Below are 15,056 nucleotides of genomic sequence, written 5' to 3' on the forward strand. Positions count from 1 at the left end.
CTTCGATTCGCTGCGCGCGCTCGGCGAGCAGCGGGCTCGGCCAGAGGGCGTAGTCTTCGAGGTACCAGCGCAGCTCGTCGGCTTCGATGACGCCGAGCGGTGCTTCGAGCGCGAAGCGGGCGCTGTGCACTTCGCGCTGCCCCGGCGTCGCCGGGACATGCAGCAGCCGCGCCCGCGCGCACGCGCGCCGCCGGCCGACGGCGTGCGTCACGACGCGCGGGTCGCTGAGTTTGAGCAGCAGTTCTTCGACCGCTTCGGCCGGCGGTTGCGGTTGCGGCGCGGCGTCGATCGGCAGCCGCCGGCGCAAGGCGACGAGGAGGGCGTGCGGCGCGGCGTCGGGCGCGGTGCTGGCGATGGTGACGTGGATCGGCGCTTCGTCGAACAAGGCCTCGAACGCGCCGAGCGGCGTGCCGTCGAGGAGCAGCGGGACGACCGGGAACGCGTCGGCGCCGCCGCGCTGCCGCTGCACGGCGAGCGCGTGCTTCAGTTCCTTGCCGACCCAACTGGCTTGATGGGCGCGCGGCGAGACGAGGACGAGAACGCCGGACGAGCTGGCTATCGCGTCGCGGATCGTTGATTCGAGCGGGTCGCCGCCGTGGAAGGCGCGCGATTCGATCGTCAGGGACGTGTCCAGCTCGGCGGACGCGATGCGCATCTGGCGGACGATGGCGTCGTCGCCGCTGCTGTGCGAGAGGAAGTAGGTGAGCGACGGGGTGGGCGTTTCGCTGCCGGAAGCATACTCGGCCATCGTGGCTTTCCCATAGCGGTGTTGGCTCTTGTTCTGCGAGCGGACAAGTGTACGCCGGTGTACGCCGGATTCCCGTTCGGCGAATCTCAAGCTTCGCTCAATTCCTGAGACAACTCGGGATGTTTGACGATCAGGCGCAACAGGCACAACACCGCGCCCGGCGGCTCAAAGCGTCCTTGTTCCCAGTCGCGCAGCGTCGCCAGCGGGGTTCCGATGCGCTCGGCGAAGGCCGCTTGCGTCAGGCCCGACTGCTTCCGCGCCTCGCGGACCAGAATTTGTTCGGGCGTCGTAACCCGCCCCATCCCGTCCCTCGCCTCGGCAAGCGCCTGTCGCAGGTCCGGCAGCGCTTCACCGGCATCGGCCTCGATCGCCGTTGCCACCTTCTCGATGTCCATTCGCGTCATCTCCATCTCACACCACCTTGTCGATTTCGACGGGCAGCATGTTGCTGCGTTCCGCCTTGCCATACGCCGCCACCAGCAGCACGACTTCCCGCGCGCTCAGATTGAAGTAGATCACCCGCGCCCCGCCAGACTTGCCAGACCCGGCACGGCTCCAGCGAACCTTGCGTGCGCCCTCCGCACCCGGGATCACGTCCCCGGCCAGCGGATTCGCGGCAATCCAGTCGATGAAGGCCAGCCGCTCGTCTTCGGACCACAGCTTCGCGGCCTGTTTCTGGAATGTCGGGGTTTCGATCACGGTACGCAGGATTTCATCTCTACGGGTTTCCCGTAGCATGTCAAGCGGTATCAACACAAGAAAAACGTGCAGCGCCTGAAGCGTAGATCTTGTCCCGATGCCGCGACGCTGCGTGATGAACCATCCCTTGCACTGTGCACAAGACAATGCCGCCACCACGATTGCTCCGATGACCTCCATCGCGCGCTCGACGACCCCAGGGCTTAGCGCCCGGCGGCCGCCAGGCGGTCGAGCAGCAGCAGGATTTCGGCGGCATCGTCGTAGTCGAGTCCGGGCGCGTCGCTCGCCGGCGAGCAGTAGGCGGGCGATTTCGGCCACCAGCAGCGCACCTCCGGTATGGCTCTCGCCGCCGTCGCGGCGGTAGGCAAGGTACGTGTCGCGCGCCTGCAAGCTCGCTTGGCGCGCTTCCTGGAGCCGGCCGAGGCGGCGCAGCGTGTTGGCGAGGTTGCTGCGGACGCGGCCTTCGCCGGCCAAGTCGCGCAGCACGACTTGGCGCTCGGTCGCCTGGCGATAGTGCCTGATGGCGTCTTCGTGAGCCCAAGGTTGGCGGCTGTCCGGCGTGGCGCCAGCAAGAGCGTCCACTTCAGAACCAGGGCGCCCGGTCCGAAGTTTACGCGCCCGGACCACAGTCCAGGCAACGCTCGACCGGCGGCGGCCCCATGCGCAAGGCACGTTGCAGCCCGCGCAGCGCCGTTCGCAGGCCCTCTTCGATGACCGGGTGGTAGAAGGGACTGTCGAGCATCGCCTGCACGCTGTCGCCTCGCTGCACCGACCAGGCCAGCAGGTGCCCCAGATGCTCAGCCGCCGGTCCGAGCATTTCGGCCCCCAGCAGGCGACCACTGCTCCGCTCGGCATAGAGATGCAGGGCACCGCGATTCTTCAGCATCACGCGGCTGCGCCCTTGATCCTCGAACGAGACCTCTCCCACGGCAAAGTCCACCCCGGAGCGCAGCAACTGCGCGTGACTCTGTCCGGCGAGCATGATCTGCGGATCGGAGAACACCACCGACAGCGGAGCGCGACGCGGACGTACGCGCACATCGGGGAAGCGGCCGGCATTGTCACCGGCGATGCGGCCCTCGTCCGCTGCCTCGTGGAGGATCTCCCGTTCATGGGTGGCGTCCCCGGCGATGAAGACGTGGCTGTCGGCGACCTGGCCGGTACCGGGATCGAACAGCGGGACACCACGCGCGTCCAGCGGCAGGCCGCTCTGCGGCAAGTCGAGTGCCTGCAGATTGGGGGGGCGGCCACTCGCCGCCAGTATCCACTCGTAGCGCTGTTCAGCAGCCGCATCCTCGTCACCGACGCGGACGGCGACCTCGTTGCCGACACGCCGGAGATGCAGGTCGGACGCCCCCAGGCGCATCGACAGCTCCTGTGCGAAGACCTTGCGCGTTTCGGCCTGCAGGATGGGATCGGTGAGTGGGCCGACGCGCGCGCTGCGGCCGTAGAGACAGACGCGCACACCCAGTCGATGCAGGGCCTGCGCCAACTCCAGAGCGATCACCCCGCTACCGAGGACGGCGACCGACTGCGGCAGCGATTGCCAGGCAAAGACGTCGTCGTTGACGATCAGCCGATCGCCAGCGGCTTCGCGCCAGTGGGTCGGTACGTTCGGGTGCGAGCCGGTGGCGATGACGATGCGCCGCGCCTTTACGCGCGTGTGCTCGCCAAGCTGCAAGGTGTGGCTATCGACAAAGCGCGCGTGACCGCGCAGGCGGTGCTCGGGTGGCCAATGCTCCACCGCCTCGGTGACGAAGCCGACAAAGCGGTCACGTTCGTCACGAACGCGCCGCATGACGGCGGCGCCATCGATCCGCAGCGAGTCGACGGCGACACCGAAGGCGTCGGCGTGCCTTGCCGCATGCGCGGCCTCGGCGGCGGCAATCAGCAGCTTGCTGGGCATGCAGCCGACGCGGGCGCAGGTCGTCCCGTACGGACCTCCCTCGATGACCACGACGCTGCGGGTATGCGCCAGCGCGGCGCGGTAGGCGGACATTCCGGCCGTGCCGGCGCCGATAATGGCGACATCAACTTCCCGTGTATTCATGAGCAACCCCCCTGTCTCGGGTCCATCGTTGCCGATGCCCGCTACTGCCGGGAATCGGTGCCATCGATGCGTTACAAGTCCAGCACCAGACCCTCCACGTTGCCGGCACCTGCCGCCGGCACCGAGCAGCAAATCAGAATCTCGTCCGTGGCCAGTGCGACGGCCGGCGGCGACGTATAGCTGACCTGGCCTGCCAGCAAGCGGGTCTTGCAGGTACCGCAGGAACCGCCACGGCAACTGAATTCCGGCGTCAGGCCACGCGCTTCCGCCAGTTCCAGCAGGCTGCCGCCGCCCGGCTGCCAGCGGGCCTCCTTGGCCGACTGCGCAAACACGACGGCGACGGAAGCTTCGGCAACCGGCAAGGTGGGCAGGCGGCTTTCCGTGACCGTATCCAGCTCCCGTCGGCGCAGTGACGAGGGGCCAAACTGCTCGACGTGGATTCGCTCGTCGGCAATCCGCATCGCCCGCAAGCCATCGTACAGGTCCTGCGCAAACGCCGCCGGACCGCAGAGGTAGAAATCAAAATCGTCGAAGGGCAGGATGGCCTTCAGGAAGGGCAGATCGATGCGGCCCTGAAGGTCATAGTCGTCGCCGAGAACGGCCGTGGGTTCGGGCTGGCTGAGAATGCGCAGCGCCTCGACCGCAGCATCGGCACGCGCGATCAGTTCCTGGAGTTCGCCGTCGAAGGCCCGTTCGGCCAGCGTGCGCGACGCATGGACGAAAAACGTCCGGCGGACGCGGCGGGTACGCACGCCTTCGTACACCACCTCGCGCAGCATGGCGAGCATGGGGGTGATGCCCACCCCGGCCGACAGGAGGACGAGCGGGCGGAGTTCGTGCGGGTCCACGACGAAATTGCCCAGCGGCGCACGGGCCTCGATTTCATCGCCAATGGCGGTGTGCTCATGCAGGAACTGCGAAACGCGTCCTTCGCGTTTGACGCTGATACGGTAGTAGCCATCCGACGGTGCCGCCGACAGGGTGTAGGTGCGAATGACCGGCGCGGCGCCCACGGCAAGGGCCAGCCGGACGGGCAGGTGCTGCCCGGCCTTGAAGAGCGGCAAACCGGCGCCGTCGGTGGCTTCGAGGTGGAACGACTTGATGGTCGAGCTTTCGTTGGTGATGCGCGCGATGCGAAAACGCCGCCACTGGTTGCGTAGCGCTTGTGCCTGCTGGCGAGCCAGAGCCTCCTCCCACGATCCGGTCAGCAGTGAATTGGGAGAAACCTCTCCAGGGCGCCAGCGCAGCTTCAGCACGCCGCGGTGGCGCACCGCCTTGTGGACATGCAGGCGCCAGAGCCGTTCAGCCCCCTGGAAACTGCTGACTTCGTCACCGGCCAGGAGCAATTCGGTACGGCCGGTCAGCTGCAGCAGGTCGCCATTGGCAAAGTCGATGAACAGCAGCCCCGCCCTCGGATTGACCCGCAGATTGCCCAATGTGTTGAAATGCAGGTTACCGGCAAAATCGGGGATGGTCAGCACATCGCCGTCGATACGGACGAAACCTGCCTTGCCGCCGCGATGCGAGGCGTCCACCTGCCGTCTGCCCTCCACTCCTTCCGGATCCACATAGCTGGCGACGAAGAAGGTATCGGCAGCCCGGATCATGGCAGTCGCCTCGGCGTCGAGAGTCGACAGGATTTCAGCGGAACTGGAGAACGGCTCGGCGGGGTCACCGGAGAACGTGACGCTTCTGGCCTGGATGTATTGCGGACAGTTGCCGAAAGCATGCTCGACCTGCAGCGTCAACCGGCGGTCGTCGCGCGCGACCACTCTGCCATTGACGCGATTGCGGCGGCGCGTCTGCAGTTCGATGCCGAGCACCCCAATGCCGTCGCCCGGCATCAACGCGCCGCGGGCGGGGTCCCCCGGACCGGGCAGGGCGTTGATTTGCAGGTGCCGCGCATCGGGTGACCGCGCCAGACCGGTGCGCCCCTCGACGAGCGTCGCCCAGGGATCGCCGGCCGTGTCGACGGCGGCGATCACCAGAAACGGTAGCTGCCGGTAGAACGTGCGATGCTGCTCCGGCATGAAGTCGCGGATGACCTGGCGACCAAATGCCTCCATGCGTTCGGCGACGCCGACGCTCTGTTGCAGTTCGCGTTCGCCGCGGTGCCAGGGGGAAGCTGTTGCCGCGTTCATCCTCGTCGACTCCCGGTTTCGGTGCTCATGCCACCAGTCCAGCGGCGGTCTTCTGCATGCTGACAAAGCCGGGCAGACCTTCGATTCTCGCCAGCCAGTCGCGCACCTTCGGGTAAGCGTCCAGGGATACGTTGCCCTCAGGCGCATGCGCGAGGTAGGTATAGGCCGCCACATCGGCGATGGTCATCCCGTCACCGACGAGGAAGGCGTGCCGCGACAACTCATGTTCAATGACCTTCAACACGGTGTGTGCAAGGGCAATCGCTTCGTCCGCATTCTTCTTCGCCCCGAATATTGTCACCAAACGCGCCACGGCCGGCCCGAAGGCAATCTGACCGGCGGCCACGGACAGCCACCGTTGCACGGCAGCTTCACCGACCGCGTCGCTCGGCAGCCAGTGCTCGCCTCCGTACTTGCGCGCCAGATAGACGAGAATCGCGTTGGAATCGGCGACGATCGTGCCGTTGTCGTCGAGCACTGGAACCTGGCCGAACGGGTTCAGGGCCAGGAACTCGGGCTGTTTGTGCGCCCCCTTCATCAGGTCGACGTCTATGAGTTGCATCGGCAGACCGAGCAGTGACAGCATCAGTTGCGCACGATGGGCGTGACCGGACAAGGGGTGACGATAGAGTTTGATGGGGGTAGCTGGGGTAGCCGACATGAAGAGTCTCCAGAAAGTGGGATGAGGGGACCAGGGAACGACGTGGTGCAAGTAACCGGAGGCGGCCACCAGTCACGGGTAGACATGGTAGGATCAAAATCGTCCGCAGGGAATCGCGGTTCGGCGCAAATCAAATGTCAGGAGTCCTGGCACCGCTTCCGGGGGAAACGGCCTACCGATCTTGCGGCTAAACGCCGCAAGTGCCGGCGGCGTGCTATCGGCCTCCCAGGACCTCTGAACGTTGAAGCGTGCCAAATGGTCCAATTCCGTTTCGGCAAGGATTCCAGGCTCTTGGAGGGTGCCCATCCTGGTGACGCCGTCCTGCTGCACCCCGATGCCCTGCCCGGTTTTTGAGCCGCCGTTACCGGCAATCTTGAACCGGGGAAATCATACCGTCCGGGGTGCACTCCGGAATCGCCCGACCAGCATAGCACAGGATTCCCCTTGCCAAAGAAGAGGCGGCCTGATTCCTATGTGATAATCTGGGGCGGGTATTTACCGGAAACCGTGTATGCGCGGCAAAGATCATATCGGCTCCCGCGCAGTCTCCTGTCGCAGTCATCGAGATGGAATACGCGATCCAGCTTCCGACTTTCCGGTATCCAGGCTAAAGTCCTCACCCGACAACGTGGCGAACCTTTTCGCGCAACCCTTTGGCTCAAGCCTGCGTCCGGACAGCAAACCGCTCAGGTCGGCGAACTACAAAGCGGTAAAACCGGCACGGCTGCTGAAAGCGCCGCGGCGCAAGCCGGCCGCTCGGCGCGCAACCGTACTGACGTCCTGTGGGGAGTTCTGCTGCTCGGCGTGTTCGTGTTGGGCGGAATGGCGTGGCGGCTTGTCAGGCAGATGAACAACAGCGCGTCGAAAACAGGAGATCAATCATGAACATCGACAGGCCTTCGCAGTTTTCTTCAGCAAGCGGTGTCGGGCGCGACGCAGACGGCGCCGGAGGTCATCCGCCAACACCGGTGGAACCTGCCACCAGACTCCCTGATAGTGCGCAGCGAGTGGCTGATCTGCTGCTGCGGATCGGCCACGGCAAGCCCGTTGTCCTGTTACCGGCGAGCGGCCGAACCTCTGCCGAAGCAGCCGCAGGACTTGGCTGCAGCGTCGCCGAAATTGCCAAGTCGATCGTCTTCAGACGCCTCTCGGACGATGCGGCAGTAATGATCATCGCCAGCGGCGCAAACCGCGTCGACGAGCTCAAGGTGGCCGCACTGGTCGGGCCGCTCGGCAAGGCCGACGCTGCCTTCGTGCGACAGCGCACCGGTTACGCAATCGGCGGGGTCTGTCCGGTCGGACATTGCGGTCAAACGCTCGTACTGGTCGATCAGGATTTACTGCACTTTGACCGGATCTGGGCCGCTGCCGGCCATCCACATGCGGTCTTCGAACTGACACCGGGCGAACTATTGGCCATGACCGGCGCAACGGCAGCCGAGGTCGCAATCTCTCCAGCCTCTCCGTAACCACAGCCTCATTCGCATTGCGCGTTCTGCCAGGAAAAATCATATCGGAGGTGAGGAAATCCGGAATGTTTGCGACCCCGGGCGCCAGCGCGGCGGATGCCTGAAGGAGTGGAATCGTGTCAGTCCCCGTGCAGTAATTCATAACGGCCGTCTGTGGTTTCACGAGACACTCCCTCTCCAAGTCGAGGCGCGCAGCCGCTCCTGCAAGCAACGAAGGCTCGATTACCCGAAACACAAATTCCTGGCTGAATGCATTACATGATGAGAAAACTCCTTTCATTCTCCATCGCCGTCATGGGCGTGGCAGGCAGCCTGCCGGCAGCTGCATTCATCATCGACGGGAAACTCGACGATTGGGGAGTGGATACGAAAACATGGATTCCTGCCGACGGAATCCAGTTCACCATTGAAGATCAGATCGGTGTCGGCGCCTACTACCTGACTCCCGGCTGGGGTGGCCAGGCCTATGATGCCGAAGCGCTATACGCGAAGAAGGCCGACGGCAAGGTCTACATTGCCCTGGCGACCGGCCACAACCCGCGGACCTTGAACCAGGGAAACAGTTACGGCGCGGGTGATTTCGCGATCGATTTCAACAAGGACGGCAGCTTCGATGTCGGCATCAACATTCTGCATGCCGAAGGTTTCAAGAAGGGTGCCTACACCTTCGAGACATTTGGCGTCGAGGGAGGTGTCTATAAGAACCCGGTGTGGGCCTACGGACTCTGGGACACGGCGGGAAACCTTGCCAAGAAAGGCAACGCTGATCGTGCTCATCCGACGCACATGACCGGTGGAACGCAGGTAGGACAGGCCGAGTTGAAGTATACGACAGTCGGGGTGGCAGGCTATGGACAGCGAAGTACCGACCTCCATTATTTCTACGAGATGAGTATCGATACCGGTCTTCTGTTTGCCGCCGGCTGGGATGGCAAGGCCTTCGACATTCACTGGACGCAGAACTGCGCCAACGACAGCATTTTCGTCGACCCGCCCGGGAATGTTCCGGCGCCCACCACACTGGCCTTGATGGGGCTGGGTTTATTCGGGCTGATTCAGCGTCGCACCCAATCGAACAGGAGACGGAGGTGACCCTCAGTCCCCTGTTCGATCTTTGAACACAAAGCCGGAATCCGCCGCAAACGCTGGCCTTCAGCCGTGCGCACGGGCAGCAGATACGGACAGGCGGAGGGCGATGTGCGTTGACGCATGCTCAGGGGACTTTGGCAAACGACCCGATGCGGTATTTCGCGAGTAGCTCGTCAGCATAGGGCGAATGCGGCCGGCCTTTCATCTTGGTGTTGTACGCCTCGCTGGCTTCCTTGCCGCACCACGGCAGCACGATGTCCGGACGGGATGGATGCTCCGGCAGGTAGGTGCTGAGGTCATAGACCGCGCCGCGAATGGCCATCCAGCAATTCTCCGGTGAAGTGTGTTTCGCGAGGTCGGCCGGGGAGATGATTTTTTCCCTGGCCTGCGCGCTTGCCTGTCCGGTCGGCAGCCACCAGACTGATGTGGTGCCGAGGCCAGTGACTGCTATCCAGAAAGCGATGGTAGAAACAACGAAGAGTTTGCGGGTCATCGGAAATCCAACCTTTCAAAATGAATATTCTGCTCACTTACACCACGATCCCTCAGCACGCGTGAGATGTTCTTGACCAAGGCAGGCGGACCGCAAAGATAGCACTCGTTCCCGCTCAACAGGTCGCTTGCCGGCAGGAGTTTTTCTACATTCGGAATGCCGGCGCCGGTCGGCACGGCTTCCAGGATGAGGTGCGCATCACGGTCGGCAAGAGCTTGCAGTTCATTTAGAAAAGCCGCATCCGCGGCGCTGTGGAACAGGTACAGCAGGCGCGTCGGCTGGCTCAGCGCCTCGCTCCTGAGGATCGCTAAAAACGGAGTAATACCGATACCACCCGCTACCCAGATCTGTGGAGTCGCCGGTCGTTCGGCGAGGAACTCGCCAAAAGGTCCCTGCACGCGCGCGGCCACCCCCGGTTCGAGCCTCTGCATCTGCTGCGTGCAATCGCCCAGCGCTTTGATGCCAATTCTGAATGCCACTCCGGGATCTGTCGCGCAAATGGTGAAGGGGTGGTATTCCCCGCATCCCCGGTATTGCGGGCCGTGGAAAAAGGCGACGAGAACAAACTGGCCTGCCCGCGCAACGATCGGCGTGGCCAGCGGCAGCAGGGAAACCTCGACCATCGACTGGGCAACCGGGTGAACCGAATTGACCACGTAGGGTCTGGCGGCGAGGCCGGCGTCGACCCGGATCAGGCGCCAGACCAGCAGCAGGACGGCCGCCAGAGTGGCGAGCAGAGCAGCAATGCTGATCCCGAGCAGAAGAACATGCACGAATCCGACGATGACGCCGATTCCCAACAATCCGTGCAGCCAGCGCCAGGGGCCGTAAGGCAAACGCCTGGCAAAGGTCGTGGCGAGCCCCAGCATCAGCAGTAGCAGCGCTCCCCAGCCCACCCAGATCGTCCAGTTCGCCGAAAACGGCGAGATCACCTGCCAGGCCAGCAGCGGCGATTCCTGCCAGCCATCGGCGGCCAGAGCCAGCGGGTGGAGCAGCAGCAGCAGGTAAGCCGCAACGCCGCTGTAGTGGTGCCAGAGCGTCATCCGCTCAAGACCACCGAGCCAGATCGCCAGACGCACCTCGCGCACCATCAGCAGCAGACTGGCGAGCAGCAGACCGCAACCCACCCAGCCCAGAACGATCGCGGTTGCTCGCCAGAAGCGAAGACCTTCGGGAAAAGCCCAGAAAACCGGCCCCCCAACGAGGAAAGAAACAACGATCGGCAACAACAGAAAGCGCAGGCGGTTCATCGTCGATCGATTGCTATCCGGTGAAAGGCTATTCACCGACGGCATCGGGGCGCTTGAGATGTTCGCAGATGTCCCGGCGACCGCTGGGCAGCGCGACCCCGCGTTGTCGGGCCCGCTGCTCCATGAGCTGATGGTGTTCCTGCTGGTAGGCGCGACATTCTTCCAGGGTTCGGAAACTCCGAATACGGGCCTGATGGTCGATCCGTTCCTGGGGGGTCATCAACTGCCAGCCACGGGTATTCTCTTCGCTGGCCCGCCAGGGGCCGCCGGCCTCGGCAGCCGACACCGCCAGCATCAACCCGATGACAAGCAAGGATACCAACGCCTGGCGCGGCATTGCGCATTTCCCTCCAACTCGGGTGATCAGCAACGCTGCTTCAGCCATTTCCGCCCTGCTCCTGCCCGGATATGAGAAGAAGATGACAGTGCTCGTGCATGGGCAGCCGCATCAGCGGGATTTCATGTTCGTACTCTCATGCTCCCGGCAGCTGGGGCATCCGCGTCACCGCATCGAGCGCGTCGGCCAGATTGCGTACCGTACGGTCGGGATTATGGAGCTTTTCCAGGCCGAACAGGCCGATCCGGAAGGTGCTGAAATCGGCCGGTTCGCCACACTGCAGTGGCACGCCAGCAGCTGTCTGAACGCCAATGGCGAGGAATTTCCGGCCCGACTGGATTTCCGGATCGTCCGTATAGCTGACGACGACGCCTGGCGCCTGAAAGCCTTCGGCGGCAACGCTCCTGAAACCCTTGCCTGTCAGCAAGGCGCGCACGCGCAGGCCGACTTCGAGTTGCTCCTGGCGTACGCGCTCGAAACCGTAGTTTTCGGTTTCCCGCATCACGTCGCGCAGAGCCGCCAGCGTGTCGGTCGGCATCGTCGCGTGATAGGCATGACCGCCATTCTCGAAGTTCTCCATGATCTGCATCCACTTCTTGAGGTCACAGGCAAAGCTGCTGCTGGTCGTAGCGTCTATCCTTTCCCGGGCGCGCTCGCCGAGCACCACTAGCGCACAGCAGGGCAGACCGGTCCAGCCTTTCTGGGGAGCACTGATCAGTACATCGACCGAGTTGGCGACCATATCGATCCAGACCGCACCGGAAGCAACGCAATCGAGGACAAACAGGCCGTCGACTGCGCGCACGGCCTCACCGAGGGCGCGCAGGTAGTCGTTGGGCAGGATCATTCCGGAGGCGGTTTCGACGTGCGGCGCAAAGACCAGGTCCGGTTTCTCGGCGTGAATTCGGGCAACGACTTCCTCGATCGGTGGCGGAACGAACGGCGCCTGTTTTTCCTCGCCGAGTTGGCGAGCCTGCATCACGATGCTGGCCGAGGGAATCCGCCCCATCTCCAGGATCTGTGTCCAGCGGAAGCTGAACCAGCCATTGCGGATGATCAGGCACTTCTTGTCGGTGGCAAACTGGCGAGCCACGGCTTCCATGCCGAAGGTGCCACTGCCCGGTACGATGATCGCCGTCTTGCCGTTGTAGACAGTCTTGAGAATCCGCGCGATGTCTTTCATCACGCCCTGGAAGCGCTGCGACATATGGTTCAGGGAGCGATCGGTATAGACCACCGAGTATTCGAGCAGACCATCGGGATCAGGTTGGGGCAGCAGTGCAGGCACAATTGTCTCCAGTGAGTTGAGTGGGAGGTAAAAAGCAAAAATTGCGTCAGTGAAGGACGGGGAGAATAACGCCAAGTCCGCATGGCGCGCTAGTCGCAAAACAGCCTGGCGGCAGGAAAGGCCCTGATGATGGCCGCAATAAATACCTCACCGGGCATAATGGCCGACCGTGCATCGCCTGATCGTCTAGAATTCACTCCCGGCTACCGCGACCCTGGTAGCGCTCGAACGCAATACTCACCCTAAAATCTGGAGCCACCATGGCCGGAGCCAGCCTGCTTGCCCTGATCGATGACATTGCTTCGGTCCTCGACGACGTCGCCCTGATGACCAAGGTCGCCGCCAAGAAAACCGCTGGCGTCCTTGGCGACGATCTGGCGCTCAACGCCCAACAGGTGTCTGGCGTACGGGCCGAGCGCGAGTTGCCGGTGGTCTGGGCAGTCGCCGTCGGTTCGCTGAAGAACAAGCTCATCCTGGTACCGGCGGCGCTGGTGATCAGCCGCTTCATGCCCTCGGCAGTGATGCCGCTACTGATGCTCGGCGGCATTTATCTGTGCTTCGAAGGAGCCGAGAAATTGACTCACCGCTGGCTGCATGGCCGTGACGATGACGACGCCCAACACACTCGGCAACTGGCGCTGCTGGCCGAAGATAATGTTGACCTGCCGGCTCTCGAAGCTGACAAGATCAAGGGGGCCATCCGTACCGACTTCGTGCTCTCGGCCGAGATTGTCGTCATCGCGCTCGGCACCGTCGCCGACCAGTCGTTCGGCACGCAGGTGGTCGTGCTGTCAGGGATCGGCCTGATCATGACGGTTGGTGTATATGGCGTTGTCGCCGGCATCGTCAAGATGGACGATATCGGACTCCATCTGCTGACCAAAAGCGGCGCACTGGCACAAACGATCGGCAAGGGCCTGCTGCTGGCGGCGCCGCGCCTGATGAAGGCGCTGACGGTCATTGGCACGGCAGCGATGTTCCTGGTTGGCGGTGGCATCCTGACACACGGCATACCGCCGCTACATCACCTGATCGAACACCTCGCCGGGCTGGCTGGGAGCATTGCCGGCGTCGGCAGCGTGCTCAAGGCGCTGCTGCCGCCCCTGCTTGACGTGCTGGCGGGCGTCGTTGCCGGCGGCCTGGCCCTTCTTGGTGTCCGGGGTTTCGCAGCCATCCGTGCCGCGCTCGGCAGGCAGAAAAGACCGTAGCCGGATTGAAGCAAAGCGCCAGGCGGAACCTGCGCAACACCTCGACCTTCTTGCCGAATGCATGGGCAGCACCGCAGCGGTCCGGCAGGGTGATCCCCGGCCTTAAGGAATCCCGCGAGACCCGCAGAATTACCGCGCTGCCCTCGAGAGCCTGTCCTGCCAGGTCCGCAGGGTCAGCGCGAGTCTCCCGGACAACGTGACGTATTCACCGTAGAACATCCCGTAGGCCTCGTTTTTCTTGCCAGACGCCGCCAGCTCGACCACTTGCGCTGCCAGTTCATGAAATTCGGCGTGCAATCGTCTGACTTCCTGATAATCGTCTGATATTCGATCTTCCGCAGACCAGGAAGTCCCCTCCAACCATTTGCCGAATTCACATTGGTCAGCCGCCCGGATAGTTTCCAACTCGATGCCAGGGTGCGCTTCAAGCACGGTTTCCCTGAGCTGCGACATCCACCGGGTATGCGCGCCAATCGCCTTATCAATGTCCGCCACTCTATCCACCGCTTCTCCTCCATTGCATGCCTGTTCATGAGAAAGTTGCGCCGGCCACTCACAAAGCTCCCTCCCGCAAGCGGGAAAGATCGGGGGAGGATAACAGTCATGGCTCCATCGAACAAGGCACTTCGACCAACACTTTCACTCTCACCCCCTGGCCGACGCGACTTTGGCATCAGGGAATCAACGACCACTGGATCTGATCGCTGCGCTCGATGCCTGTGGTCATCGTTCGACACAGAGCGACGAACTCGCGCATGCCCGCGGTCTGGAACTTGCGGCCATGCCAGAGGAAGTGGAAGTGCCGGCGCAGGTCGAGTTCGGGAGTCTCAATGGCGACCAGGCTACCTCGCCGGAAGGCCTCGCGCAACGCCAGTCGGGAAATGCAGCCGATACCCAGGCCGAACTCAACAGCACGCTTGATCGCTTCGGTATGCTCCAATTCCAGCCGGATTTGCAAGGCAAAATGCTGATGGCGCAGCGCCTGGTCGAGTGTCTCGCGCGTCCCCGATCCGGGCTCGCGAACGATCCATGCCTGTTCGGCCAAGGTGGCCAGCGATGCTCTCCCCTGCTCCGCCAAAGGATGGCCGGGCGCGCAGAACACCACCAGTTCGTCTGCCACCCACGGTTCGACGATCAGATCGGGATGCCGGCATGATCCTTCAATCAAGCCCAGATCGAGTTCGTGTCGAGCCAGTTGATCGATGATCGTGGCAGTATTGTGCACGCTCAATTGCAGCGTGCTCTCGGGGTGGCGTTTGAGGAAGTCGGCGACGATCAGCGTCGCCAGGTAGTTGCCGATGGTCAGCGTTGCGCCGATACGCAGCTTGCCGTAGCCGGCGCGACCCTCGAGCGCACTTTCGATCGCCGCCGCCCGTTCGATCAGTTCGACTGCCTGTGGCAGCAGGGCCTGCCCGAGTTCGTTGAGACGCAGCATTTTGCCGAACCGGTCGAAAAGTTGCGTGTCGTATTGTCGCTCGATCTCAGCCAGCGCCGTGCTGGTTGCTGACTGTGACAGCGCAAGCTCTGCGGCGGCACGCGAGACATTCTCGTGGCGAGCGACCGCCACGAACACGCTGATCTGGCGCAAGGTGAACCTCATATCCAATATCCAGATATATTCTA

The 15,056-nt window shown here is 63.3% G+C and carries 16 protein-coding genes; 4 read left to right on the plus strand and 12 right to left on the minus strand.

All coding sequences use genetic code 11. The annotated features are described in order from the left end of the window. From AW06_RS11495 to AW06_RS11520, 6 genes are all read right to left on the minus strand, one after another. On the minus strand, nt 1-748 hold a 748-nt coding region (locus tag AW06_RS11495), incomplete at its 3' end, for a toll/interleukin-1 receptor domain-containing protein (protein ID WP_273704624.1). Nucleotides 749-834: 86 nt separating this feature from the next. Further along, on the minus strand, nt 835-1,143 hold the full coding sequence (locus tag AW06_RS11500) for a helix-turn-helix domain-containing protein (RefSeq protein ID WP_034950049.1): 309 nt from the start codon (nt 1,141-1,143) through the stop codon (nt 835-837). 16 nt (nt 1,144-1,159) lie between these two features. Beyond that, nucleotides 1,160-1,456: a DNA-binding protein gene (locus AW06_RS11505; protein ID WP_034950249.1), complete on the minus strand. Its 297-nt coding sequence runs from the start codon at nt 1,454-1,456 to the stop codon at nt 1,160-1,162. Between the two features lie 601 nt (nt 1,457-2,057). Then, nucleotides 2,058-3,497, minus strand: a complete 1,440-nt coding sequence (locus AW06_RS11510) for a dihydrolipoyl dehydrogenase (RefSeq protein ID WP_034950051.1) — start codon at nt 3,495-3,497, stop codon at nt 2,058-2,060. A 71-nt stretch (nt 3,498-3,568) separates the two neighbouring features. Continuing rightward, nucleotides 3,569-5,638, minus strand: coding sequence for a pyridoxamine 5'-phosphate oxidase family protein (locus tag AW06_RS11515; protein WP_034950054.1), 2,070 nt, complete (start codon nt 5,636-5,638; stop codon nt 3,569-3,571). A gap of 25 nt (nt 5,639-5,663) precedes the next feature. After that, a complete protein-coding gene (locus tag AW06_RS11520; protein WP_034950057.1) occupies nt 5,664-6,299 on the minus strand; it encodes a glutathione S-transferase family protein in 636 nt (211 codons plus the stop codon). 444 nt (nt 6,300-6,743) lie between these two features. Between AW06_RS11520 and AW06_RS20480 the strand changes: the two genes are divergently transcribed. The 3 genes from AW06_RS20480 (at nt 6,744) to AW06_RS11530 (ending at nt 8,860) form a co-directional block, all read left to right on the plus strand. Beyond that, nucleotides 6,744-7,184: a DUF3999 family protein gene (locus AW06_RS20480; RefSeq protein WP_273704625.1), complete on the plus strand. Its 441-nt coding sequence runs from the start codon at nt 6,744-6,746 to the stop codon at nt 7,182-7,184. Continuing rightward, on the plus strand, nt 7,181-7,768 hold the full coding sequence (locus AW06_RS11525) for a YbaK/EbsC family protein (protein ID WP_138677209.1): 588 nt from the start codon (nt 7,181-7,183) through the stop codon (nt 7,766-7,768). Before AW06_RS20480 ends, AW06_RS11525 begins: the two co-directional genes overlap by 4 nt. A gap of 258 nt (nt 7,769-8,026) precedes the next feature. After that, complete coding sequence (locus AW06_RS11530; protein WP_171047189.1) at nt 8,027-8,860, plus strand: PEP-CTERM sorting domain-containing protein; 834 nt, start codon at nt 8,027-8,029, stop codon at nt 8,858-8,860. A gap of 121 nt (nt 8,861-8,981) precedes the next feature. Here the strand turns inward: AW06_RS11530 and AW06_RS11535 are convergent, their stop codons facing one another. The 4 genes from AW06_RS11535 to AW06_RS11550 form a co-directional block, all read right to left on the minus strand. Further along, nucleotides 8,982-9,350: a cytochrome b5 domain-containing protein gene (locus AW06_RS11535; protein ID WP_034950063.1), complete on the minus strand. Its 369-nt coding sequence runs from the start codon at nt 9,348-9,350 to the stop codon at nt 8,982-8,984. Beyond that, nucleotides 9,347-10,600 carry a ferric reductase-like transmembrane domain-containing protein gene (locus AW06_RS11540; protein WP_034950066.1) on the minus strand — a complete coding sequence of 418 codons (1,254 nt, stop codon included), beginning with the start codon at nt 10,598-10,600 and terminating at the stop codon, nt 9,347-9,349. The genes AW06_RS11535 and AW06_RS11540 overlap by 4 nt, the downstream gene beginning before the upstream one ends. Nucleotides 10,601-10,628: 28 nt before the next feature. Continuing rightward, the gene (locus tag AW06_RS11545) at nt 10,629-10,985 is read right to left on the minus strand and encodes a hypothetical protein (RefSeq protein ID WP_273704626.1); all 357 of its coding nucleotides are present in this window, start codon (nt 10,983-10,985) and stop codon (nt 10,629-10,631) included. A gap of 88 nt (nt 10,986-11,073) precedes the next feature. Then, a complete protein-coding gene (locus AW06_RS11550; RefSeq protein WP_034950073.1) occupies nt 11,074-12,225 on the minus strand; it encodes an aminotransferase class V-fold PLP-dependent enzyme in 1,152 nt (383 codons plus the stop codon). Between the two features lie 260 nt (nt 12,226-12,485). Here AW06_RS11550 and AW06_RS11555 point away from each other — a divergent pair, with 260 nt between their 5' ends. Then, complete coding sequence (locus tag AW06_RS11555) at nt 12,486-13,433, plus strand: DUF808 domain-containing protein (protein ID WP_034950076.1); 948 nt, start codon at nt 12,486-12,488, stop codon at nt 13,431-13,433. 129 nt (nt 13,434-13,562) lie between these two features. On the opposite strand, the gene AW06_RS11560 is transcribed toward AW06_RS11555, so the two are convergent. Both AW06_RS11560 and AW06_RS11565 read right to left on the minus strand, forming a co-directional pair. Further along, nucleotides 13,563-13,937, minus strand: a complete 375-nt coding sequence (locus tag AW06_RS11560; RefSeq protein ID WP_034950080.1) for a CZB domain-containing protein — start codon at nt 13,935-13,937, stop codon at nt 13,563-13,565. 169 nt (nt 13,938-14,106) lie between these two features. After that, the gene (locus AW06_RS11565) at nt 14,107-15,033 is read right to left on the minus strand and encodes a LysR family transcriptional regulator (protein WP_034950082.1); all 927 of its coding nucleotides are present in this window, start codon (nt 15,031-15,033) and stop codon (nt 14,107-14,109) included. Nucleotides 15,034-15,056: the final 23 nt, after the last annotated feature.

The organism is Candidatus Accumulibacter cognatus (assembly GCF_000584975.1).
Taxonomy (GTDB): domain Bacteria; phylum Pseudomonadota; class Gammaproteobacteria; order Burkholderiales; family Rhodocyclaceae; genus Accumulibacter; species Accumulibacter cognatus.

What these genes read in the sequence shown, in the direction of transcription:
- AW06_RS11500 (WP_034950049.1), bottom strand. Translation starts at nt 1,143, where the DNA reads ATGGACATCGAGAAGGTGGCAACGGCGATCGAGGCCGATGCCGGTGAA.
- AW06_RS11510 (WP_034950051.1), bottom strand. Translation starts at nt 3,497, where the DNA reads ATGAATACACGGGAAGTTGATGTCGCCATTATCGGCGCCGGCACGGCC.
- AW06_RS11515 (WP_034950054.1), bottom strand. Translation starts at nt 5,638, where the DNA reads ATGAACGCGGCAACAGCTTCCCCCTGGCACCGCGGCGAACGCGAACTG.
- AW06_RS11520 (WP_034950057.1), bottom strand. Translation starts at nt 6,299, where the DNA reads ATGTCGGCTACCCCAGCTACCCCCATCAAACTCTATCGTCACCCCTTG.
- AW06_RS11525 (WP_138677209.1), top strand. Translation starts at nt 7,181, where the DNA reads ATGAACATCGACAGGCCTTCGCAGTTTTCTTCAGCAAGCGGTGTCGGG.
- AW06_RS11530 (WP_171047189.1), top strand. Translation starts at nt 8,027, where the DNA reads ATGATGAGAAAACTCCTTTCATTCTCCATCGCCGTCATGGGCGTGGCA.
- AW06_RS11535 (WP_034950063.1), bottom strand. Translation starts at nt 9,350, where the DNA reads ATGACCCGCAAACTCTTCGTTGTTTCTACCATCGCTTTCTGGATAGCA.
- AW06_RS11540 (WP_034950066.1), bottom strand. Translation starts at nt 10,600, where the DNA reads ATGAACCGCCTGCGCTTTCTGTTGTTGCCGATCGTTGTTTCTTTCCTC.
- AW06_RS11545 (WP_273704626.1), bottom strand. Translation starts at nt 10,985, where the DNA reads ATGGCTGAAGCAGCGTTGCTGATCACCCGAGTTGGAGGGAAATGCGCA.
- AW06_RS11555 (WP_034950076.1), top strand. Translation starts at nt 12,486, where the DNA reads ATGGCCGGAGCCAGCCTGCTTGCCCTGATCGATGACATTGCTTCGGTC.
- AW06_RS11565 (WP_034950082.1), bottom strand. Translation starts at nt 15,033, where the DNA reads ATGAGGTTCACCTTGCGCCAGATCAGCGTGTTCGTGGCGGTCGCTCGC.